We start from the raw sequence: 23334 nt of genomic DNA, 5'->3' as shown, positions 1-23334 counted from the left end.
TTTTTTCTTAGAGTATTTGTACCTTTATCATTCTATGGTCTGTTTTGGATTGTTTTGTTTTTAAAGGGTGGTTTGCGTGAGGGATGGCAGTGGCATCCTTTTGCTGAATGCTATAGCTTTTTTTTGTGAAGGTTTCTTTAGCAAAAGATAGAACGGACAGCCCGACCCGAAGGGGCACGCCCATAGAATCAAAGTTAAACAATTATTTATCTATAAAAATTAACTTACCCCCGTAAAACTTATTTATTATTCTTTGTTTCTATTCCTTCCTTATTTCATCATCTTTTTATAAGACCTAATTATTTACCCCATATTACTCAATTAGAAATTTATTACAGATAAAAATAACTTTAAATGTAAAAAAACTCATTTTTTCACCCTCTATATAAAACTACAGCTCTGGCAAAAAAATTCCGTGTATTTTCATTTTCTTTGCTCTTTTAATCTTCATCTAAAAATACAACACACAATCAGAGGTCAAAGTAATTTTTTAAATTCTACCTATATATATTGTATCTATTTTTATAAACCTTTATATTTGCGTTCTTAAATTTTTAATATGATTAAGATTACTTTACCAGACGGTTCGATTAGAGAGTACGCAAGTGCCGTGACTCCTATGGACGTGGCTAAATCGATTAGTGAAGGTTTAGCGCGCAATGTTATTTCGGCAAGCTTTAACGGGACAACCGTTGAGACGGTTACCGAATTGACTACCGACGGTAACTTAACTTTATTTACTTGGGATAACGTGGAAGGAAAAAAAGCTTTTTGGCACTCGACTTCGCACGTGATGGCTCAGGCTTTAGAGGAACTTTACCCTGGCATCAAACTAACTATTGGCCCTGCCATAGAGAAGGGATTCTATTATGATGTTGATTTTGGTGAACATAAAATTACCGACGCTGATTTCAAGAAAATTGAAGACCGTGTGTTAGAAATCTCTAGAGAGAAACACGAATTCAAAATGCGCAGTGTAACTAAAGCAGAAGCCTTAGAAACATATAAGAACAATGAATTCAAAACGGAGTTAATTCAAAATTTAGAGGACGGTACGATTACTTTTTGCGACCATGCTACTTTTACCGATTTATGTCGTGGCGGACATATTCCGAATACTGGGATTATTAAAGCTATGAAAATTCTTTCGGTTGCGGGTGCTTACTGGAGAGGCGATGAAAAAAACAAACAGTTAACGCGTGTTTATGGTATTTCGTTCCCTAAACAAAAAGACTTGACTGATTATTTAGCTTTATTAGAGGAAGCAAAACGTCGTGATCATAGAAAACTAGGAAAAGAACTTGATTTATTCCATTTTTCACAACGTGTTGGTCAAGGTTTACCCTTATGGCTACCAAAAGGAGCTGCCTTACGTGACCGTTTAGAGCAATTCCTAAAGAAAGCACAAAAGAAAGCAGGTTACGAACAAGTTGTTTCTCCACACATTGGTCAAAAAGAACTATATGTTACTTCGGGACATTATGCAAAATATGGGGCAGACAGCTTCCAACCTATTCATACACCTGCAGAAGGTGAAGAGTTTTTATTAAAACCGATGAACTGTCCACACCACTGTGAAATTTACAATGCCAGACCTTGGTCATACAAAGACTTACCAAAGCGTTATGCGGAATTTGGTACAGTATACAGATATGAGCAATCTGGCGAATTACATGGATTAACTCGCGTTAGAGGTTTTACACAAGATGATGCACATTTATTTTGTACTCCTGATCAATTAGATCAAGAATTTAAGAATGTAATTGACTTGGTATTATATGTATTTGGTTCCTTAGGATTTGAAAATTTTACAGCTCAGATTTCGTTAAGAGATCCAGAAAAACCAGAAAAATATATTGGCTCTGATGAAAACTGGGAAAAGGCCGAGAATGCAATTATCAATGCGGCTAAAGAGAAACAATTAAATACAGTTATTGAATACGGTGAAGCTGCATTTTATGGTCCTAAATTAGACTTTATGGTTAAGGATGCTTTAGGAAGAAGTTGGCAATTAGGAACTATTCAAGTAGACTATAACTTACCTGAGCGTTTTGATTTGACTTACAAAGGCTCTGACAATGAATTACATAGACCTGTAATGATTCATAGAGCCCCTTTTGGTTCTATGGAGCGCTTTATTGCAATTTTATTAGAGCATACAGGAGGAAATTTTCCTCTTTGGTTAATGCCTGAACAGGCTATAATCTTATCTTTGAGTGAAAAATATGAAAATTATGCGAAAAAAGTTTCAGATTTGCTAGAAAATCACGAAATTCGCGCCCTAATTGACAACCGAAACGAGACGATTGGTAAGAAAATTCGCGAAGCGGAGGTTAAGAAGTTTCCATTTATGTTGATTGTGGGTGAAGAAGAAGAGAAAAATGGAACGGTATCTGTTCGCAGACACGGACAAGAAGGAAAAGGAAACATAACCTTGAAAATAGAAGATTTTGCTACTTTAGTAAATGAGGAAGTGAGCAAATCTTTAAAAACATTTGAAGTTTAACTAAAAAATTAAAAGTTATCGCAATCAGGAACAACAGAGGTAATCAACCTCGCGTAGAAAAAAAAGACGAACACAGAATTAATCAATATATTCGTGTTCCAGAGATTCGTTTAGTAGGAGATAATGTGGAGCCTGGAGTTGTAAAGACTTCAGACGCTTTGCGTATGGCAGATGAATTAGAACTTGATTTGGTTGAAATTTCTCCAAACGCTGAACCTCCTGTTTGTAAAATAATGGACTATAAAAAGTTCTTATACGAACAGAAGAGACGTGAAAAAGAATTGAAAGCCAAATCAACTCAGATCGTTATAAAAGAAATTCGTTTTGGTCCTCAGACAGATGAGCATGATTATGAATTTAAAAAGAAGAATGCTGAAAAATTCCTCAAAGACGGAGCAAAATTAAAAGCTTTTGTATTCTTTAAAGGTCGTTCTATCATTTATAAAGAGCAAGGACAAATCTTGTTATTAAGATTAGCTCAGGATCTTGAAGAGGTAGGAAAAGTGGAAGCTATGCCTGTTTTAGAAGGCAAACGTATGATTATGTTTATCACTCCTAAAAAAAAGGGTAAGTAAGAATTAGACATTAGCCTAACTGCTTTTGACTAATTATTTAAAATAGTAAGTAAGTTAAATTAAATAAATTTGGGAAATTATGCCTAAAATGAAAACTAAATCTAGTGCTAAGAAACGTTTTAAGGTTACTGGCTCTGGAAAAATTAAAAGAAAACACGCTTTTAAAAGTCACATTTTGACTAAAAAGTCTAAAAAACGTAAATTAGCGTTAACTCACTCTGCTTTAGTTCATCAATCAGACGTGAAAAGTGTAAAAGAACAATTAAGAATTATCTAATTAAGCGATTAGTAAAAATAAAAAGTGATTAGGTCACTATAGCTATTTACTAATTACTACTAAGTATTTAATTTGATAATTTCGGTTAAAACAATTTAATAACCCTGGGGTGGGCTTTTAAGAGTCTGATAAATTTCAGAACGCCTTACTTCAAAAAAGTAAAAATTATGCCAAGATCAGTAAATTCAGTTGCTAAAAGAGCAAGAAGAAAAAAGATAATGAAGCAAGCCAAAGGTTTCTTTGGTAGAAGAAAAAACGTTTGGACAGTTGCTAAGAATGCGGTTGAGAAAGCAATGTTATATGCTTACCGCGACAGAAAGCAAAAGAAAAGAAATTTCCGTTCTTTATGGATTATGCGTATCAATGCAGGTGCTCGTTTAGAAGGAATGTCTTATTCTCAATTCATGGGTAAATTAAAAGCTAATAACATTGAGTTAAACCGTAAAGTTTTAGCTGATTTAGCTATGAATCACCCTGAAGCTTTCAAAGCTATTCTTAACAAAGTAAAATAATAACGTTTAACAATATATTTAACTTACTTAAAAAATCCCAGTCGAAAGATTGGGATTTTTGTTTGTAGATTTCCATTTTAAATAAAGCTATGAAAACTGATAAAAATAAAGGCTTGCATCCCAGAAATAAGCATAATCAAAATTATAATTTTTCGTTATTGATTTCTGAATATCCTGATTTAAAAAAACACATTAATCTGAATAAATTCGGAAGTGAAAGTATTGATTTTGCTAATCCTGATGCTGTTAGAAGCTTAAATAGTGCTTTATTAAAATATTATTATCAAATTCATTTTTATAGGTTACCTAAAACTAATTTATGTCCGCCAATACCAGGCAGAGCTGATTACATACATTATATTGCTGATCTACTAGCCAAAGGTATTAATGGAACTTTACCAACTGGAAGTGGTATTAAAATATTAGATATAGGGACTGGTGCAAACTGCATCTATCCTATTTTAGGGAATAAAATATATGGCTGGACTTTTGTAGGAACAGAAATAGATAAGCCTGCGAAACTAACTGCAGAAAAAATAATTGAAGAAAATGAATTAACTAAGTCTATTACGTTACGTCTTCAAGAAAGTAAGAGAAATATTTTAAAAAATATTATTCAGCCCAGTGAACGGTTTGATTGTGTAATTTGTAATCCTCCTTTTCATAATTCTAGAGAAGAAGCCACCAAAGGAACCACTCGTAAATTGAAAAATTTAGGCAAAACCATTGAAGGCAAGCCTGTTTTGAACTTTGGCGGACAGAATAATGAATTATGGTGCGAAGGTGGCGAAAAAGCCTTTATCACCAATATGATTTACGAAAGTGTACATTTTAAATCACAAGTTAAATGGTTTACGTCATTAGTTTCTAAAAAAGAACATTTAAAAAATTTTGAAACTATTTTAAAAAAATTAAAAGCTACGTTTGAAATCATTCCTATGGAACAAGGTAACAAAACCACAAGAATTTTAGCTTGGCGGTTTTTATAAGATTACTATTATTTTTTTGTAACACCTAGATTTTCGGATTAGAAATTTATCACAGATAAAAGTGACTTTGATTCTAAAAAGTAGTCATTTTTTACCCTTAATAAAATTACAGTTTCGGTAAAAAATACGCACTTTTTCTTTTCCTCTTCATCACAAACTAACGCATAATATGGGTTTTGGTGCTGTACTAAAAAAAGTGTTATTTTTTACTATAATGCCTAAATACAAATGTTTCAATAAAATTAAATTACGTTTTCTGGTGCTTCTTTTTAGCTGCTGGGAACAAAATATTATTTAAAATTAAACGAAAACCAGGAGAATTAGGATGTAAATTTAAATCAGTAGGTTCATCCCCTACTCTATGCTGGTAATCTTCGGGATCATGTCCTCCATAAAAAGTAAAAAATCCTTTTCCTTTTTGTGCATGAATATAACGTGCTTCACCGTTTATTTGACATTCGCCCATTACTAAAACGTTTGATTTAATTAATTCTTTATCGAATGCGGTAGTTTGTCCCATAAAACCTTTAACTAATGCGGTATGATTCTGACAAAGCATACTGGGTATAACATCCCATTTTGCTGAATATTCTGATAGAGTAAAATAATCTTTATCAAAAGGTACAATTGATTGGTGTTTTTCAGTTGTATCTATAGTTGAGAACTCATACTTTTCAGGTCTTCTTTCTAGAAGAAAATCTTTGAAGGCGAAGGTTTTTGAATAATCTATTTTATTTTGATAATTTGATTCACTGGGATCTCCGTCAAACATTGTTTCACAAATATCTATTCCTTCGGCAGAAAGGGCTATATCAAAACTATCTGTTGCGGAGCACATAGCAAACATGAATCCTCCTCCTATAACAAAATCACGTATTTTTTTAGCGACGGCTAATTTTTCATTGGATACTTTTTGAAAACCTAATTTGGCTGCTAAATCTTCTGAATCTCTTTTTTGTTCTATATACCAAGGCATATTTTTGTATGACCCGTAGAATTTACCGTATTGTCCTGTAAAATCTTCATGATGTAAGTGTAACCAATCATACAATAATAATTGATCATTTAATACCTCTTGATCATACACTACCTTAAAGGGAATTTCTGCATAAGTTAAAACCATTGTTACTGCGTCATCCCAAGGTTGCTTTCCTGGAGGCGAATACACTGCTATTTTTGGTGCTTTTTCTAATGTTACAGCTTCCATATTTTGAGATGGAGAGGCTATATCTGCCAGGATTTGTTGTGTTTCATTATCTGAAATAATTTCAAAACTGACACCTCTTATTTGACATTCTTTCTTAATTTCTTGAATATCTGGCAAAAGAAAAGAACCTCCTCTATAATTAAGCAACCAACTTCCTTTATATCCTTTGTCTAATACCCAATAAGTAATACCATAGGCTTTTAAATGATTTTTTTGAGCGGTTTCATCCATGGGAAGCAAAATAGAATTTGCTTTTATGGAAATATTAAAAAATGTAATTATAAAAATCAAAAAAACTTTCATGGAACCTATGTGTATCTATTACCAAATATAATAATAAATTTTTATTATTTAATTAAAAAGGGACATCGCTATCGTCATCAAAATTATTCATAGTACTACCAAATGCTTCATTAGGAGAAGGTAAATTAGGCGTAATGAATGGATTAGAGTCTTCTAAATTCATCTTGGAAGGTAGATCATCAAAATCACTTCCAAATTCGTCTAAATTATCAAACTTACCTAGATGTCCTAAGAATTTTAGGCGTATATTTTCTAAACTACCGTTACGGTGTTTGGCTATGATAAACTCTCCTTGCCCTTGAGTGGGAGAACGTTCATCATCATCCCATTCTTCAATTTTATAATATTCAGGACGATAAATAAATGATACGATATCAGCATCTTGTTCGATTGCTCCTGATTCACGTAGATCGGATAATAGGGGTCGTTTACTAGAACCACGTGTTTCTACGGCACGTGATAACTGGGATAAAGCTATAACTGGTACATCTAATTCTTTTGCTAATGCTTTTAAATTTCGGGAAATGGTTGAAATTTCTTGTTCACGATTTCCTCCTCCTCCTTTTGCGTTTCCTCCTGCTGTCATTAATTGAAGGTAGTCAATAACTATAATTTTTATATCGTATTGTGACTTTAATCTTCGTGCTTTAGCTCTTAAATCAAATATTGATAAGGAGGGTGTATCATCTATAAAAAGAGGTGCTTTTTCTAGATCTCTAACTTTAACTGATAATTGTTCCCATTCGTGTTTTTCTAACTTACCCGTACGTAATTTTTCGGAAGACAGGCCTGTTTCGGAGGAAATCAAACGAGTAATTAACTGAACGGAGGACATCTCTAAGGAAAACACAGCTACTCCACTATTAAATTGGATTGCCATATTTCGTGCCATGGATAATACAAATGCTGTTTTCCCCATACCTGGACGAGCTGCAATGATAATTAAATCAGAAGGTTGCCAACCTGAAGTTACTTTATCTAATGCGTGAAAACCTGTTGGTATACCACTCAATCCTTCTTTACCTGCTATTTGTTCAATTCTTTTTTTAGCTTGAATTACTAAGCTTTGTGCTGTTTCTGAACTTCGTTTGATATTACCTTGTGTTACTTCATAGAATTTGGCTTCTGAGCTATCTAATAACTCAAAAACATCGGTGGTTTCATCATAGGCTTCTTCTATGATTTCGGAAGAAATTTTAATCAAACTTCTCTGAATATATTTTTGAAGAATAATACGTGAGTGAAATTCTATATGTGCGGAAGATGAAATTTTTTGAGTCAGTTGAATCAAATAATAATCCCCTCCTGCTACTTCTAATTTACCCATTTTTTTGAGTTGGGCTGAAACGGTCAGTAAATCAATTGGCTGCGAATCATTAAAAAGCGTAACGATGGCATCAAAAATATACTTATGGGCATCTTTATAGAAGGCATCGGGTTGTAAAATATCAATAACTTCATCAACTCCTTTTTTATCTATCATCATGGCTCCTAAAACAGCCTCTTCTAAATCAATGGCTTGTGGTGGCAATTTTCCTTTTTCAAGGTTTATTATAGCCGTTTTGTCTACTTTAGCTGGGTTGATATTTTTAAAATTTTCCATAATACAAAGGTAGTTTGAAATCTCGAAAAAGAGAAGAAAAAACAATCCTTAAAGTGTTGAGAACTACTGTTAATTATTATTTTGTTTTGTTAATAAGAATAAAAAAATCCGAAACCATGGGCTTCGGATTTAAATATATTAAATTCTTATATTATTCTTGATAATGCCCCATTTTGCTATACTTATCCATTCGTTGAGCTATTAGCTCTTCTGTTGATAAGTCTTTTAATTCGCCAAAAGCTTTTAATACATATTCTTTTACATTTTTAAAGGCTGTGGGTTTATCACGGTGTGCTCCACCAAGAGGTTCTGGAATAATCTCATCAATTAATCCGTGTTCTTTCATATCTTTTGCTGTCAATTTAAGTGCTTCGGCTGCTTTTTCTTTATGTTCCCAGCTTCTCCACAAAATAGATGAGCACGACTCCGGTGATATTACGGAATACCAAGTATTTTCCATCATATACACCTTGTTTCCTACTCCTATTCCTAGTGCTCCACCAGAGGCTCCTTCTCCTATAATTACTGTAATGATGGGTACTTTTAGACGAATCATTTCGAAAATATTTCGTGCAATAGCTTCCCCTTGTCCTCTTTCTTCTGCTTCTAAACCAGGGTAGGCTCCAGGGGTGTCAACTAAGGTTAAAACTGGAATATCAAATTTTTCAGCCATACGCATTAAACGTAATGCTTTACGGTACCCTTCTGGATTTGCCATACCAAAATTACGCAATTGACGCATTTTTGTATTAATTCCTTTTTGTTGACCGATGATCATAAAAGATTGGCCGTTTATCTTACCTAGCCCTCCAACCATGGCTTTATCATCTTTTACTCCGCGATCTCCAAATAGTTCTAAGAATACACCTTGCGTTAAATTTTCAATGTGTTCTAAAGTATAAGGACGGTTTGGATGGCGAGACATTTGAACACGTTGCCATGCTGTTAAATTTTCGTATAAATCTTTTTTTGTCTCTTCTAACTTTTCTGCTAATTGTTCACATGTAGCTGATACGTCTACTTGTGTATCTTCTCCTATAAGCTGACATTTTTCAATTTGCTCTTCAAGCTCTTTAATAGGTAATTCAAAATCTAAATATTCCATAAGATTTTATATTTCTAGTTGAGTGAGCAAAGATAAAATTTTAGATGGAGTTTTAAAGAAATATTTGATCTAAAGTATCCCTCAGCAACACAACTTTCTAAAATACAATCACTTACTCTTTTTTTTTGGTTTTATTTTTAAAAAATACGTTCAAAATTACCGTTATTAGTATAATAAAAGCGCCTAAATAAAACGGGGGATTCATCTTTTCTTTATCTCCAAAAACCCATAAGGCTAAAATTATACCGTATATAGGTTCTAAATTTATGGTTAGCATTACTGTATAAGGGCTTAAATATTTCATAACTTGTACTGATGCTATAAATGCGTAAGCGGTACATACAGAGCTCAAAAGTCCCATCCATAGCAAGTCATTTGTTGATATTTGAAAAAAGGAATAATTAAAACTTCCAGTAAATAGTAAAAAAAGAGAAAAAAATAAAACACCTCCTAATAATTCATAAAAAGAAATAATAGTTGGTGAATCATTTTTAGCTAATTTTCCATTAATAATGGAAAAAGAAGCGGATAAAAATGCTGAAGTCAAGGCTAATATAATTCCTTGAATATATTTTATTTCTACTTTAAAAATCAAGTACAGGCCAACAATTACCATTAAACCTAGTGCTACTTCGTATAGAATTATTTTACGTTTAAAAAAGATAGGTTCTAATATGGATGTAAAAAAAGCACCTGTAGACAAACAAGCTAAAGTTATGGATATATTAGACACTTTGATTGCTTGGAAAAACGTATACCAATGCAATGCTATAACTAATCCTGCTATAAGGTATCGTACCAATGATTGTAAAGTAATTTTTAAACTAATTTTTGCAAAAAAAACATAAATTAGAATAAAAACAGAAGCTATACTCATTCTAAACCAAACTAAAGGCAGTGCTTCTAAAGTAATTAAAGCACCTAAAACGGCTGTAAATCCCCATACAAAAACAATTAAATGGAGATGTAAATAACTTGTAAACGTTTTATCTTTTAGCATTTTTTAATAAGTAATAGGCTAAAACACCGAATATGACATTGGGTAACCAAACGGCAATAAAAGCGGGGAAAGAGGATTTTTCTGCCATTGTACCAAATATTTTATCTAAGAAAATATAGGAAAAGGCAACCGCTATTCCTATTGCTAGGTTTACTCCCATTCCTCCACGTCGTTTCATTGATGAAACAGCAACTGCTATTATTGTTAGGACAAAGGCTGAAACAGGCACGCTGTACTTTTTATACTTAACAACTAAATAAGCATTAATATTGGAAGAACCTCTTTGTCTTTCTTTTTCTATAAATTCATCTAATTCAGTAGGCATTAAGGTCTCAGCTATATAAACTACTGGTGTCAAGTCCTCTATTTCGAAATTAAATTTATAATTTTTACTTATATCTGATTCTATTTTGTCATCTAATTCTCCTACTACTCTTTTAGTGTAATTAGACAGTGTATAATCTTTTGTTTTAGGATTATACGTAATTGAGGTGGCTGTTATTTTTTCGACTAGTTTATTTTTATCAAATCGTTCGTATACAAATGTATAGGCTGTTTTTCCTTCTACATTTAAATTACTTGCATAAACATACTCGTTTTTACTAATTTGTCTAAAGACATCATTGGTTTGACGCATTTCTTCTCGTCCTCCTCCAATAAGATACATATACCGAAAGCTTCTGAATCCTTCACTTGATTTTGGTACTAAAAAGAAGCCCATAATCAAGGCTAACAGGCAGACTATTGTAGCACCTATTAAATAAGGTCTTAAAAATCGCTGAAACGAAATACCTGAGCTTAAAATAGCTACAATTTCTGTATTATTGGCTAATTTTGATGTAAACCAAATAATTGATAAAAATAAGAATATTGGAAAAAGTAGGTTTGCAAAGTAAATTACAAAATCTAGATAGTAAGATGCAACCTTAATAAAGGGAACTTTATTTTCTAATATTTTATTTATTTTTTCAGATATATCAATCGTAATTCCTATTGGAATGAACAATAAAAGCATAGCTGAAAAGGTAGCTAAGTATCTTTTCAGTATGTAACGATCAATTAATGTTAATTTTGAAAATAGATTTGAGAACATTATAACCTTTGAGCCATTTGTTTAACCATTTTTTCTTTCCATTCGCGGAAATCTCCTGCTAAAATGTGTTTTCTTGCTTCACGAACTAACCACATATAAAAGCCTAAGTTGTGGATAGTTGCTATTTGCTTACCAAGATATTCGTCTGCCGCAAATAAATGTCTTAAATAGGCCTTTGTATAATCCGTATCAACAAATGTATGGCCCATTTCATCAATTGGTGAGAAATCATCGGCCCATTTTCTATTTTTAATATTAATAACTCCATTTGCTGTAAACAACATACCGTTTCTAGCATTACGAGTTGGCATTACACAATCAAACATATCAATACCTAAAGCAATATTTTCTAAAATGTTTATAGGAGTTCCTACTCCCATTAGATATCTTGGTTTTTCTTTAGGTAAAATAGCGGTAACTACTTCTGTCATTGCATACATTTCCTCTGCTGGCTCTCCTACTGACAATCCTCCGATAGCATTCCCTTGTGCGCCAACATTAGCAATATATTCCGCAGACTGAGCTCTCAAATCTTTGTATGTACTTCCCTGAACAATAGGAAATAAAGTTTGTTCATAACCGTACATTTCGGGTACTTTTTTCAGGTGATCTACACAACGATCTAACCAACGGTGTGTCATGTGCATACTGCGTTTAGCATAACGATAATCACAAGGATAAGGAGTACATTCATCAAATGCCATAATAATATCAGCCCCAATAGAACGTTGAATTTCCATAACACTTTCTGGTGAAAAAAAGTGATATGATCCATCTATATGCGATTTAAATTTAACTCCTTCTTCTTTTATTTTACGATTAGAAGAAAGCGAATATACTTGATAACCTCCCGAATCAGTAAGAATATTACGATCCCAATTCATAAACTTATGCAATCCCCCAGCTTGTTCTAAAATTTTTGTTTGTGGACGTAAATATAAATGGTAAGTGTTTCCTAAAATAATATCAGGATTAATATCATTTTTTAGTTCACGTTGATGTACTCCTTTTACAGAAGCAACAGTCCCTACGGGCATAAAAATAGGGGTTTCAATAACGCCATGATCCGTAATTACTTTCCCTGCTCGTGCTTGTGTTTGTGGATCTGTATGTAATAATTCGAACTTCATAATAACTTTTCTTCCAAAATTTTAAAGCGCAAAGATAACCTATTGGATTCAGATTTTAGATTGCCAATTTTAGATTTTTAAAATCTTTAACTAAAAAAGTATTCATACAAGATTTGTCTTTCGAAAAAATATGAAGTAATTTTGACACCGATTCACAAAAACCTATTAAAAAATGTCTGACATTCAACAACTAAATGATTTTACAACACAAGTAAGGAGAGACATTCTTCGTATGGTACATGCTGTAAACTCAGGACATCCTGGTGGATCATTAGGATGCGCTGAGTTCTTAACTGTATTATACCAAAATCTAATGAGCCGTAAACCAGGATTTGACATGGACGGTATTGGAGAAGATATTTTCTTTTTATCTAATGGTCATATTTCACCTGTTTTTTACAGTGTTTTAGCTAGAAGCGGTTATTTTCCTATTTCTGAATTGGCTACTTTTAGAAAATTAAATTCACGTTTACAAGGTCACCCTACTACTCACGAAGGTTTACCTGGAATACGTATGGCATCAGGTTCATTAGGACAAGGTTTGTCAGTAGGTATAGGCGCTGCTCAAGCTAAAAAATTAAATAATGACAACCATCTTGTCTATTTATTATGTGGTGATGGTGAATTACAAGAAGGACAAAACTGGGAAGCTATTATGTATGCTTCTGCTAAAAAAGTAGATAATTTAATTGCCACTGTTGATTATAATGGTCAACAAATTGATGGATCTACGGATGATGTTCTTTCATTAGGTAATTTAAAAGCTAAATTTGAAGCTTTTGACTGGGATGTTATTGAAATAAAAGAAGGAAATAACATTGAAGCCATTTTAGCTGGAATGACCGAAGCTAAAAATCGTACTGGTAAAGGAAAACCTATTTGTGTATTACTTCATACTGTCATGGGAAATGGTGTAGACTTTATGATGCACACTCATGCTTGGCATGGTAAAGCTCCTAATGATGAGCAATTAGCTAATGGATTGGCTCAAAATGCAGAAACTTTAGGTGATTATTAAAATACTTTAGACCTCAAACAAGTATACAATATATGTATTACTGTTGGTTAGAGTTTATAGCAATTAAAAAAATGAAAAAATATACAAATCAAGGGAGTAAAGATACACGTTCTGGTTTTGGAGCGGGTATGACTGAATTAGGTCAAAAAAACGAAAATGTGGTAGCACTTTGTGCGGATTTAATAGGATCTTTAAAATTTGATGATTTTAAGAAAAATCATCCTGAACGTTTCTTTCAAATTGGTATTGCAGAAGCCAATATGATCGGGATAGCAGCAGGTTTAACTATTGGTGGTAAAATTCCGTTTACAGGTACTTTTGCTAATTTTTCTACGGGTCGTGTATACGATCAAATTCGTCAATCTATTGCTTATTCAGATAAAAATGTTAAAATTTGTGCCTCTCACGCAGGTTTGACATTGGGTGAAGATGGGGCTACTCATCAAATCTTAGAAGATATTGGTTTAATGAAAATGTTACCTGGTATGACTGTAATCAATACTTGTGATTATAATCAAACTAAAGCGGCTACTATAGCTTTAGCGGATCATCATGGTCCTGCTTATTTGCGTTTTGGTCGTCCTGTAGTACCTAATTTTACATCTTCTGACGAACCTTTTATAATAGGAAAAGCTTTACACCTTAGTGAAGGAACAGATGTTACAATTTTAGCTACAGGTCATTTAGTATGGGAAGCACTACAAGCCGCAGAAACATTAGAAGCCAATGGTATTTCTGCCGAAGTAATTAATATACATACCATAAAACCATTAGATGAGGAAGCTATTTTAAAATCAGTAGCTAAAACAGGCTGTGTAGTAACTGCTGAAGAGCACAACATCTTAGGAGGCTTAGGCGAAAGTGTTGCTAGGGTATTAGCTATGAACACTCCTACTCCACAAGAATTTGTAGCTGTTAAAGATTCATTTGGTGAATCTGGAACACCTGAGCAATTAATGGAAAAATACAAATTAAATGCCCCTTCTATCGTAGAAGCTGTTGAAAAAGTAATGAAGAGAAAATAAATCTATTCCTTTTAATATAAAAAAGACTGTCCTAATAATCATTTGCACTGCCCCCAAAAAGTTAGATACTATTTGGGGGTATTTTTATGGAAAGAAAAGTCAAGTATGATTATGAGTTCAAACTTCGCTGTGTAAAAGAAGTTTAAAAAAAACGTTCTTTTTTCACGACTATTCTTATCTTCTAATACTCTTTTTATCAACTAATTAGCCTTTATAAATCATTTTTTGTAATCTTTACTTCTAATCAATCATTAATTAATTCAAGTTGATTATTTTTAAATCATATTAAAACATAAATTACCAATTTATTTGTTTCTTTAAAGGCAATATCTGTTTAAATAATGATATAAAAATCACAATTTACCTAACTAGTTTATTTCTAAACAATAGTTACACATCCTAAACGGTACAAGTCTATCGACTATTATACTTAATTAAATCTTACCTCGAAGTAACAAACTACAAAGTAAAAGTTTATTTTTTCCTTATAAATGATAACATACGGACTGATAAAAGTGGTTTGAAACTGAAAACACCAGAAACAAAATTTAACAAAATATATGGTAAAACCGTAACAAATTTAAATTTCACTCCTTTAAATTTGTAATACGTTCTTAATCAAGTAAACAAACTAAATTTTTAAACGTTCTTTTTGATAAAGTAAACTTACGATCCATACTTTGGTGTTTTTATTAAATAATTTGTTAGTAAAAAATTATTGATTAGCGTATAAATACCACAACTTTATCTTTTATTTTGTTTTTGGGAGATACACAATTATCGTTTAAAAATTTAAAAAATGAGGCTGTCCATAGTTTAGGACAGCCTTTTTTATGACTAAAATATTCAAAATACCAAAGATTCTTTTCATATATTCAATTCTCTTAAAACGAGTTCATCTTTTTACTCCACTTCTTTTCATAAAAACCAGCTCTTTACCTCCACAAAAAACTTTAACAAAATGTACGGAAAACCCGTAACAAGATTAAATCACAGTTAATTAACTTTGCCCAGCATTGCTTAGTCAAATAAACATTTTTTATTTTTAAATGATCTACGCGAGTAAAGGTTTACTAAAAAATATTTCGTATTATTTAATTGAGTAGTTTTCTTCTTAACACTTCTTATTTTTAGTAAAACAATACACTTTATCTCGTTATTTGTTTTTGGGGAATTACATTGATCATTTAAAATTATCAAGAAAAGTCATACTGTTCAGAGTATGACTTTTTTTATTTATTGTTCATCCATTTTTTAATTTAATCGGTATTAATTTATATTTTTGTCTTGATTTTTTTAATCTAATAATAAGATGGTAAAAGACTTATTCGAAAGAATTCAAAACAATAAAGGGCCATTAGGAAAATGGGCATCGCAAGCCGAAGGTTACTATGTATTTCCTAAACTTGAAGGCGAACTAGGCCCTCACATGAAGTTTCATGGTAAAGAAATTTTAAACTGGTCTATCAATGATTACCTAGGTTTAGCGAACCACCCTGAAATCAGAAAAGTTGATACAGAAGCAGCCGAACAATATGGTGCTGCCTATCCAATGGGAGCTCGTATGATGAGCGGACACACAACTTTACACGAACAATTACAAAATGAACTGGCTTCATTTGTAAGTAAAGAAGCCGCTTATTTACTAAACTTTGGTTATCAAGGTATGGTATCTACGATTGATGCTTTAGTAACTAAAAATGACGTTATTGTATACGATGTAGATTCACATGGCTGCATAATTGACGGAGTTCGTTTACACATGGGTAAACGTTTTACCTACAAACATAACGATGTAGAAAGCCTTGAAAAAAACCTACAAAGAGCAACTAAGATGGCTACTGAATTAGGCGGTGGCATTTTGGTTATTACTGAGGGGGTTTTCGGTATGCGTGGACAACAAGGTAAGCTAAAAGAAATTGTAGCTTTAAAAGAAAAATACAATTTCCGCTTGTTAGTTGACGATGCACATGGCTTTGGTACTTTAGGTAAAACAGGAGCAGGAGCTGGTGAAGAACAAGGCTGCCAAGATGGTATAGATATATACTTTTCAACTTTTGCTAAGTCAATGGCTAGTATAGGAGCTTTTGTAGCAGGCGATAAAGATATAATTGACTATTTAAAATACAACTTGCGTTCTCAAATGTTTGCTAAGTCATTGCCTATGATATTTACTGTAGGCGCTTTAAAACGCCTAGAAATGCTACGTACAATGCCTGAATTAAAAAACAAGCTTTGGGAAAATGTTAATTATTTACAAAACGGTTTAAAATCCAAAGGATTTAATATAGGCGATACAAATACTTGTGTAACACCTGTATACCTAGAAGGATCTATACCAGAAGCCATGGTTATGGTTAATGATTTGCGTGAAAACTACAACATCTTTTTATCTATTGTTGTGTATCCTGTAATTCCTAAAGGTATTATCTTACTACGCATGATACCTACTGCTTCACACACTATTAGTGATATAGATGAAACGTTAGCAGCTTTTGAAGCCATTCGTGAAAAATTAAGCAATGGTACTTATAAAGTATTAGCGGAAGCTAATGTTGAAAATGTGTCTTAAAAAACTCACCAAAATCTATTGAGTATAAAAAATTACAAACCTTAATTAAAAAAAAGTCCATTACTTAAAGTAATGGACTTTTTTTAAAAATACATACCAAAATATTTTAACCTTAGATTATGCGTTAGTCCTTATAATGAAGATGGAAAGGGCAAAAGAAAAAGATAAAATGCACGGATTTTTTTTAAAAGAGTTGGTTTTGTTAGATTGAGGATAAAAATCGAGTGTTTTTTTAGATTCTAAGAGTGATTTTTATCTAAAAAAAATCTAATTCGTTATCTCATAGGCATTCAAATACTTCTAAAAACGTAATTATTCAAGCCAATGCTTTTTTATTAGTTGATCTAAAATTTGTGAATTTGATGACAATTAAGCAGATAATCTTTTATTTGACTGGTTTACATCAACAAAAGAAGAAATCTTACGATTGGAAACAAAATATTTTTATGTAGTATCTTTTTTCTATCCAAACAACATTTTTCTAATTTCCTCCCATTCTCTAAAATAAAACAGCACCAATTCCTACCAACACCACCCATTTAGCTCTTATTTCAATTAAAAAAGGGTTGGTTAAAAAAAACAACCCTTTTCTAAATTTTATTTTTAAAAATTTAAATATCCTCAAAATCAATATCTGTAAAAGAATTTCTTAAGCTCTCCTCTTCTCTTTGATATTCTTTTTTAAAATCTTTTTGATGACGTTCTGAAATCACTTCTTCTCCTTTTTGATCTAAGACATAAGATGTCATTTCATCTAAAATATCTTTAAATGCTGCAAAATCTTCTTTATATAAATAGATTTTGTGTTTTTTAAAATGAAAAGATCCATCATCCTCCGTAAACTTTTTACTTTCTGTAATTGTGATGTAGTAATCATCTGCCTTTGTAGAACGTACATCAAAGAAATAAGTTCTCCTCCCTGCGCGTAATACTTTAGAAAAAATTTCTTCTTTTTCTAACATTTCGTTTTCGTTCATTCTCATTCTATCAAAAATTATTTTGTGTTGTGATGTTCAAATTTGTAAAAAAAAATACTTACAGCCAAATATTTATTAAAAATCTTTTTCAGTTATTTGTTTTAAATATAAATTTTTATAATACCCTTCCTTAGTTACTAACTGATTATGAGTCCCTTGCTGAGTAATTATTCCATTTTCTAAAACGATAATTTTATCTGCTTTTTTAGCAGACGATACCCTATGGGTTATCATTATAATCGTTTGATCTTTAGGGTTTTTTCTAAAATTATTTAAAATTTCTTCTTCTGTTTCGGTATCTACGGCTGATAAGCTATCATCTAACAATAATATATCAGCATCCTTAATTAAAGCACGAGCAATAGACACCCGTTGTTTTTGACCTCCTGAAAGACTAATTCCTCTTTCACCTAATACTGTTTGGTACTGATCTTTAAATCCCAAAATAGTATCATGAATAACCGCTTGTTTTGCTACAGTTATTACATTCTCTAGAGTAGCCTCTTCTTTACCAAAACATATATTGTTAAAAATAGTATCAGAAAACAAAAATGAGTCTTGAGGCACAACACTTATCATTTTTCTTAAATTTTGTAGTTGGATTTCTTTTATATTTATTTTATCTATAAAAACAGCTCCTTCTGATACATCGTACAATCTAGGTATAAGAGACAAAAGGGTTGTTTTACCAGAACCTGTAGGCCCTAATACCACAACTTTTTCTCCTTTCTTAATATTAAGATTAATTTTTCTCAAAACCAACTCATTACTATTGGGATAACGAAAACTAACCTCTTTAAAATAAAGGCTATTATCTAAACGACACGATTTACTACTGGAATCATCCGTAATATCTGGTACCGTTTTTAGAAATTCGTTTATTCTTTTTTGAGAAGCCTCTGCTTCTTGTACCAACGATGAAACCCAACCTATGGATGTAACGGGCCAAATTAACATATTGATATAAAGTATAAATTTGGCAATAACTCCAAGATTTAACAAACTTCCTTGAATATACATATACCCTCCTACGGAAATCACTAATAAATTACTTAATCCTATTAACAATAACATTAAAGGAGCAAAAAAAGCTTGTGTCTTAGCTAAATCTATACTTTTTTCATAATTAATCTTAGAAAGATCATTGAGTTCTAATTCTTTAAAAGAATGAATATGATAGGATTTAACAACACGAATTCCTGAAAAATATTCTTGTGCAAAACTGGTAAGCTTGGATAAATTTTGCTGAAAAATAGTGCTTTTTTTATTAATCTCGGAACTTATTTTAAAAATAGAGTACGCTAATAAAGGCAATGGCAGTAATACTATTATCGTTAGTATTTTAGACAGTTTTATCATGTAAAAAATAACAATAGCAAATCTGATGATTGTATTGATTGTATACATAACCGCAGGTCCCACATACATTCTCACTCTTGCTATATCTTCAGTAATACGATTCATCAAATCGCCCGTTCTATTTTCTATATAAAAACGCTGACTTAATATTTCGTATTTTTTGAAGACTTCATTTTTTAGATCATATTCCACATGACGAGACATAACAATTAATGTTTGGCGCATCAAAAAAGTTAAAAAACCAGCAAACAAAGTAGCTCCTAAGATTAGGATAATGTATTTTTTTAAATTAGTTCTTATTTCGGTCGAATTGGATTGATTATACCTAAAATAGTGTTCTATTTCAGAGATGGAATCTCCGATTAATTCAGGAGTAAACAATGAAAAAAACTGAGCAATTATTGTAATTAAAATTCCTCCAAAAAAATGATATTTATACTTTAAAAAATAAGGGTTGATATACCTAAGCTCTTTCATTTTTTCAAAATAAAAACGTTTTTAAATAAAAATACTTCAATAAAACTTTAATATTCAAACAGTAATTTATAGATAATAAAATTTTATTTTTTATAACTAGAACTAAATATTTTAGCTTATAATTGCAAAAAATTAATCGAAAAGCGTAATTTTGCATCGGTTTTAAAAAACAAACCATACTATTTTAAAAAACATTCATTATGATTACTGAATCTGTAAAAGCAAGTGAATTACATAAAGTTGATCCTGTATTTGGTCAAGTTTCATTTGATAATCACGAACAAATTGTTTTTTGCCACGACAAAGATACTGGTTTAAAAGCAATAATTGGTATCCATAACACGGTTTTAGGTCCTGCTTTGGGAGGGACTAGAATGTGGAAATATACAAACGAGTGGGAAGCATTGAATGATGTACTACGTTTGTCTCGAGGAATGACTTTTAAATCGGCTATCTCTGGCTTAAATCTAGGTGGCGGTAAAGCAGTAATCATTGGCGATTCAAAAGTTGATAAAACTCCTGAAATGATTGCTAAATTCGGTCAATTTGTACATTCTTTAAGCGGGCGTTACATTACAGCTGAGGATGTAGGTACAACAACACCTGATATGGACTTAATTCGTCAACACACACCACACGTAACGGGTATTTCTGAAGCAATAGGTGGATCAGGTAATCCTTCACCTGTTACCGCATACGGTGTATATATGGGAATGAAAGCTGCAGCTAAATATAAATTTGGATCTGAAAACTTAGACGGTAAAAAAGTTTTAGTACAAGGTATTGGTCACGTAGGAGAAACTTTAGTTGACTATTTAACAAATGAAGGGGCAAAAGTTATTATTTCAGACATTAATGAAGCTCGTTTAACTGAAATAGGAAACAAATACGGTGCTAAAATTTCCCAAGGAGATGATTTATACAGTACAGATATAGACATTTACGCTCCATGTGCTTTGGGTGCAACGGTAAATGATGATACTATTAGCAAGTTACAAGCAAAAGTAATTGCTGGTGCTGCTAATAATCAATTGGCGAATGAGGTACGCCACGGACAAATGCTAAAAGAAAAAGGAATTTTATACGCTCCTGATTTCTTGATTAACGCAGGTGGTATCATTAACGTGTACGGCGAAATAGCTAACTACGGCAAAGAGGAAGCTATGCGTAGAACTGAAAATATCTTCAATACGACATTAGAGATATTTGACTATGCTGATGCTAATAATATTACAACTCACGAAGCCGCTTTCAAAATTGCTCAAAATCGTATTGACCTTAAAAAGAAAGAATTGGCTAAATAACTGACGATTAAAAAACAAATAACCTAACAAAAATTGTTAATTACTCTTTATGTTAAGGTATTTTAATCTCTAAAAAATATGTATTTTTGCGAAGCGAGAGAAACTCTTTCGCTTCGTTAATTTTTTAAAAGTTCTTACAAAGGTGTTAAATAGAAGACATATCCGACTAAAAGTGATGCAAACTATATATGCAATGCATCAAAACCATTCAGATAATATTGAAAAAGAAGAGAGGTTCTTATTTAATAGTATCGATAATATGCAAGATTTGTATCTTGTAACCATTTCTTTATTATTAGAAATAAGAAAGAAAGAGGAAGAGTTTTTAGATTTATCTAGTAAAAAATATTTAGCTACCCGAGAAGAAAAAAATCCAAATTTAAAATTTGTTCATAACAAAGTTCTTCATCTATTAGAGGAAAGCAATTCCCTATCTATTGCATTAACCGATCGAAAAATTAATGATTGGCATATACATGAGGAATATGTAAAAATTTTTACTACTGAAATTAAACAAAGCGATTTGTACAAAAAGTACATGACTAATCGCATCAATGATTTTCAAGAAGACAAAGATTTCATTATCAATCTATTTACAGAAATTTTAGCGCCAAACGTTAAACTTTATGAATATTTAGAAGATCATAAGTTAACTTGGATAGATGACATTCCTCTAATAAATACATTTATTGTTAAACAATTAAGGGCCATTAAGAACGAAGACGATTTATTCTTTGTTCCTAAATTATTTAACGATATTGAAGATCGTGAATTTGTATCACAACTTTTCCGAAAAACAACTTTAAACGAAGCGACTCTTGCTAAGGAATTTGCTGAAAAAACACCTAATTGGGAAATAGAACGTATTGCAGAAATTGATACTATTATTCTAAAAATGGCCATTTGTGAATTATTAAAGTTCCCTTCAATTCCTGTTAAAGTAACAATTAACGAATATTTAGAAATAGCAAAAGAATATTCTACTCCAAAAAGTTCTATATTTATCAACGGAATTTTAGATAATTTAGTAAAAGAATTTAACACGAACGGCAAGTTAAAAAAGACAGGTCGTGGCTTAATGTAATAACAAGATGAAAAAGTACAGTTTTGCAATTTTTACAATCCTTTCATTAGTAGCCTGCAAATCTAAAGACGAATTTGAGGTTCAACAATTAGACGATAATAATTTAGTATTACCACAAGGTGTGCTTTCCATGAAAGAAGAAAGCATGAAAAAGAAACTAAAACCAGGTGAATACCCAAAAATAGAGTTTGATAATCTTCAACATGATTTTGGAACAATTAAACAAGGAGATAAAGTAGAGCATATATTTAAGTTTACTAATACAGGTAAAAATGACTTATATGTAATGGAAGTTCGCCCTTCTTGTGGATGCACAGCTCCAGAATGGACAAAAACACCCGTAAAAAAAGGACAATCAGGTGAAATAAAAATTATTTTTGATTCTAAAGGAAAATCGGGTCAACAAACTAAATCAGTTGCTCTTTTAACCAATACAGAACAAGGAAACGAAATTTTAACTTTTAAAGCAAATATATTAGTAGAAAATAACGACTCTACTACTAAATAGTTTTTAATATCTTATAACAATATAAAAAGTAAATTAATACGAAAATGATGCAATTTTTACCTTATTTGTTAATGTTTGTTGTAATGTTTGTATTCTTAATACTACCACAACAACGAAAAATAAAAAAAGAAAGAGAATTTGAATCTTCACTAAAAGTAGGCGACAAGATTATCACCAAAAGTGGAATTCATGGAAAAATAGCTGAATTAGCCGAAGGTACAGTTATTATAGAAACTATGGCTGGTAAAATAAAAATGGAACGTTCTGCTATATCATTAGATATGACAAAAACATTAAATAAAAAATAAAATTTTATTTAGGAATAATAGCCATCCATTTTTTTCGATGATGGCTATTGTTCTTTTTGGAAATAAACACAATTCATTTGAACCCAAAGGAAGGCTCGAATGAAGTGAATAGACAAAACAAATCACATAGCACTAATGTGATTTCTGCCGTTTTTGAAGTAACCAATTAAACGCTAAGTGCATCTTATCATCTACTCGTACAATAGCAGTATTCTCTTTTACTGTAATATAATATATTTTCTGCTTTTTTTGATAATTCACATTTTATTGTAGTAGTAATTGAATTATACCATTTAAACTTTGAATTTTCTTTTTAAAAATAGTACATCTACAAAAGCAACAAATATTAGTATTGGTTCTCGATGCGCTTCGCACTCGAACGAACGATGATTTCAATTATAT

The 23334-nt window shown here is 31.6% G+C and carries 20 protein-coding genes; 12 read left to right on the top strand and 8 right to left on the bottom strand.

Features of this window, described 5'->3' with window-relative positions:
• Positions 1–559 precede the first annotated feature (559 nt).
• The 5 genes from thrS (at position 560) to rlmF (ending at position 4859) form a co-directional block, all read left to right on the top strand.
• Positions 560–2506, top strand: a complete 1947-nt coding sequence (gene thrS / locus B0A78_RS11890) for a threonine--tRNA ligase (protein ID WP_065213304.1) — start codon at positions 560–562, stop codon at positions 2504–2506.
• A 17-nt stretch (positions 2507–2523) separates the two neighbouring features.
• Positions 2524–3081, top strand: a complete 558-nt coding sequence (gene infC, locus B0A78_RS11885) for a translation initiation factor IF-3 (RefSeq protein ID WP_196771915.1) — start codon at positions 2524–2526, stop codon at positions 3079–3081.
• A gap of 79 nt (positions 3082–3160) precedes the next feature.
• On the top strand, positions 3161–3358 hold the full coding sequence (rpmI, locus tag B0A78_RS11880) for a 50S ribosomal protein L35 (protein ID WP_014164268.1): 198 nt from the start codon (positions 3161–3163) through the stop codon (positions 3356–3358).
• 167 nt (positions 3359–3525) lie between these two features.
• The gene (gene rplT / locus B0A78_RS11875) at positions 3526–3870 is read left to right on the top strand and encodes a 50S ribosomal protein L20 (protein ID WP_014164267.1); all 345 of its coding nucleotides are present in this window, start codon (positions 3526–3528) and stop codon (positions 3868–3870) included.
• 89 nt (positions 3871–3959) lie between these two features.
• A complete protein-coding gene (gene rlmF, locus B0A78_RS11870; protein ID WP_065213303.1) occupies positions 3960–4859 on the top strand; it encodes a 23S rRNA (adenine(1618)-N(6))-methyltransferase RlmF in 900 nt (299 codons plus the stop codon).
• 247 nt (positions 4860–5106) lie between these two features.
• On the opposite strand, the gene B0A78_RS11865 is transcribed toward rlmF, so the two are convergent.
• From B0A78_RS11865 to tgt, 6 genes are all read right to left on the bottom strand, one after another.
• Positions 5107–6369 carry a hypothetical protein gene (locus B0A78_RS11865; protein WP_014164265.1) on the bottom strand — a complete coding sequence of 421 codons (1263 nt, stop codon included), beginning with the start codon at positions 6367–6369 and terminating at the stop codon, positions 5107–5109.
• 52 nt (positions 6370–6421) lie between these two features.
• The gene (dnaB, locus tag B0A78_RS11860) at positions 6422–7972 is read right to left on the bottom strand and encodes a replicative DNA helicase (protein ID WP_014164264.1); all 1551 of its coding nucleotides are present in this window, start codon (positions 7970–7972) and stop codon (positions 6422–6424) included.
• A gap of 151 nt (positions 7973–8123) precedes the next feature.
• A complete protein-coding gene (locus B0A78_RS11855) occupies positions 8124–9077 on the bottom strand; it encodes an acetyl-CoA carboxylase carboxyltransferase subunit alpha (RefSeq protein WP_014164263.1) in 954 nt (317 codons plus the stop codon).
• A gap of 112 nt (positions 9078–9189) precedes the next feature.
• A complete protein-coding gene (locus B0A78_RS11850) occupies positions 9190–10077 on the bottom strand; it encodes a DMT family transporter (RefSeq protein ID WP_041253143.1) in 888 nt (295 codons plus the stop codon).
• Complete coding sequence (locus tag B0A78_RS11845; RefSeq protein WP_014164261.1) at positions 10064–11170, bottom strand: LptF/LptG family permease; 1107 nt, start codon at positions 11168–11170, stop codon at positions 10064–10066. The genes B0A78_RS11850 and B0A78_RS11845 overlap by 14 nt, the downstream gene beginning before the upstream one ends.
• Complete coding sequence (tgt, locus tag B0A78_RS11840; protein ID WP_014164260.1) at positions 11170–12300, bottom strand: tRNA guanosine(34) transglycosylase Tgt; 1131 nt, start codon at positions 12298–12300, stop codon at positions 11170–11172. The genes B0A78_RS11845 and tgt overlap by 1 nt, the downstream gene beginning before the upstream one ends.
• Positions 12301–12472: 172 nt before the next feature.
• Here tgt and B0A78_RS11835 point away from each other — a divergent pair, with 172 nt between their 5' ends.
• The 3 genes from B0A78_RS11835 (at position 12473) to B0A78_RS11825 (ending at position 16915) form a co-directional block, all read left to right on the top strand.
• Complete coding sequence (locus B0A78_RS11835; RefSeq protein ID WP_014164259.1) at positions 12473–13318, top strand: transketolase; 846 nt, start codon at positions 12473–12475, stop codon at positions 13316–13318.
• A gap of 71 nt (positions 13319–13389) precedes the next feature.
• Positions 13390–14343: a transketolase family protein gene (locus B0A78_RS11830; protein ID WP_041253304.1), complete on the top strand. Its 954-nt coding sequence runs from the start codon at positions 13390–13392 to the stop codon at positions 14341–14343.
• Between the two features lie 1312 nt (positions 14344–15655).
• On the top strand, positions 15656–16915 hold the full coding sequence (locus tag B0A78_RS11825) for an aminotransferase class I/II-fold pyridoxal phosphate-dependent enzyme (RefSeq protein WP_077225751.1): 1260 nt from the start codon (positions 15656–15658) through the stop codon (positions 16913–16915).
• A gap of 611 nt (positions 16916–17526) precedes the next feature.
• On the opposite strand, the gene B0A78_RS11820 is transcribed toward B0A78_RS11825, so the two are convergent.
• Together B0A78_RS11820 and B0A78_RS11815 are read right to left on the bottom strand one after the other, a co-directional pair.
• Entirely contained in the window at positions 17527–17892 is a 366-nt protein-coding gene (locus B0A78_RS11820) for a PUR family DNA/RNA-binding protein (RefSeq protein ID WP_014164256.1), read from the bottom strand.
• Between the two features lie 75 nt (positions 17893–17967).
• Positions 17968–19728 carry an ABC transporter ATP-binding protein gene (locus tag B0A78_RS11815; RefSeq protein ID WP_014164255.1) on the bottom strand — a complete coding sequence of 587 codons (1761 nt, stop codon included), beginning with the start codon at positions 19726–19728 and terminating at the stop codon, positions 17968–17970.
• A 200-nt stretch (positions 19729–19928) separates the two neighbouring features.
• Here B0A78_RS11815 and B0A78_RS11810 point away from each other — a divergent pair, with 200 nt between their 5' ends.
• From B0A78_RS11810 to yajC, 4 genes are all read left to right on the top strand, one after another.
• Entirely contained in the window at positions 19929–21032 is a 1104-nt protein-coding gene (locus B0A78_RS11810; protein WP_014164254.1) for a Glu/Leu/Phe/Val dehydrogenase dimerization domain-containing protein, read from the top strand.
• 175 nt (positions 21033–21207) lie between these two features.
• Positions 21208–22116: a transcription antitermination factor NusB gene (gene nusB / locus B0A78_RS11805; RefSeq protein WP_014164253.1), complete on the top strand. Its 909-nt coding sequence runs from the start codon at positions 21208–21210 to the stop codon at positions 22114–22116.
• 7 nt (positions 22117–22123) lie between these two features.
• Positions 22124–22624: a DUF1573 domain-containing protein gene (locus B0A78_RS11800; protein ID WP_014164252.1), complete on the top strand. Its 501-nt coding sequence runs from the start codon at positions 22124–22126 to the stop codon at positions 22622–22624.
• Between the two features lie 44 nt (positions 22625–22668).
• The gene (gene yajC / locus B0A78_RS11795; RefSeq protein ID WP_014164251.1) at positions 22669–22932 is read left to right on the top strand and encodes a preprotein translocase subunit YajC; all 264 of its coding nucleotides are present in this window, start codon (positions 22669–22671) and stop codon (positions 22930–22932) included.
• Positions 22933–23334: the final 402 nt, after the last annotated feature.

Origin of the sequence: Flavobacterium columnare NBRC 100251 = ATCC 23463 (genome assembly GCF_002530675.1) — a bacterium.
In the GTDB taxonomy this organism is placed as follows: Bacteria; Bacteroidota; Bacteroidia; order Flavobacteriales; family Flavobacteriaceae; genus Flavobacterium; species Flavobacterium columnare.
This window is presented reverse-complemented; position numbering and strand designations above follow the sequence as displayed.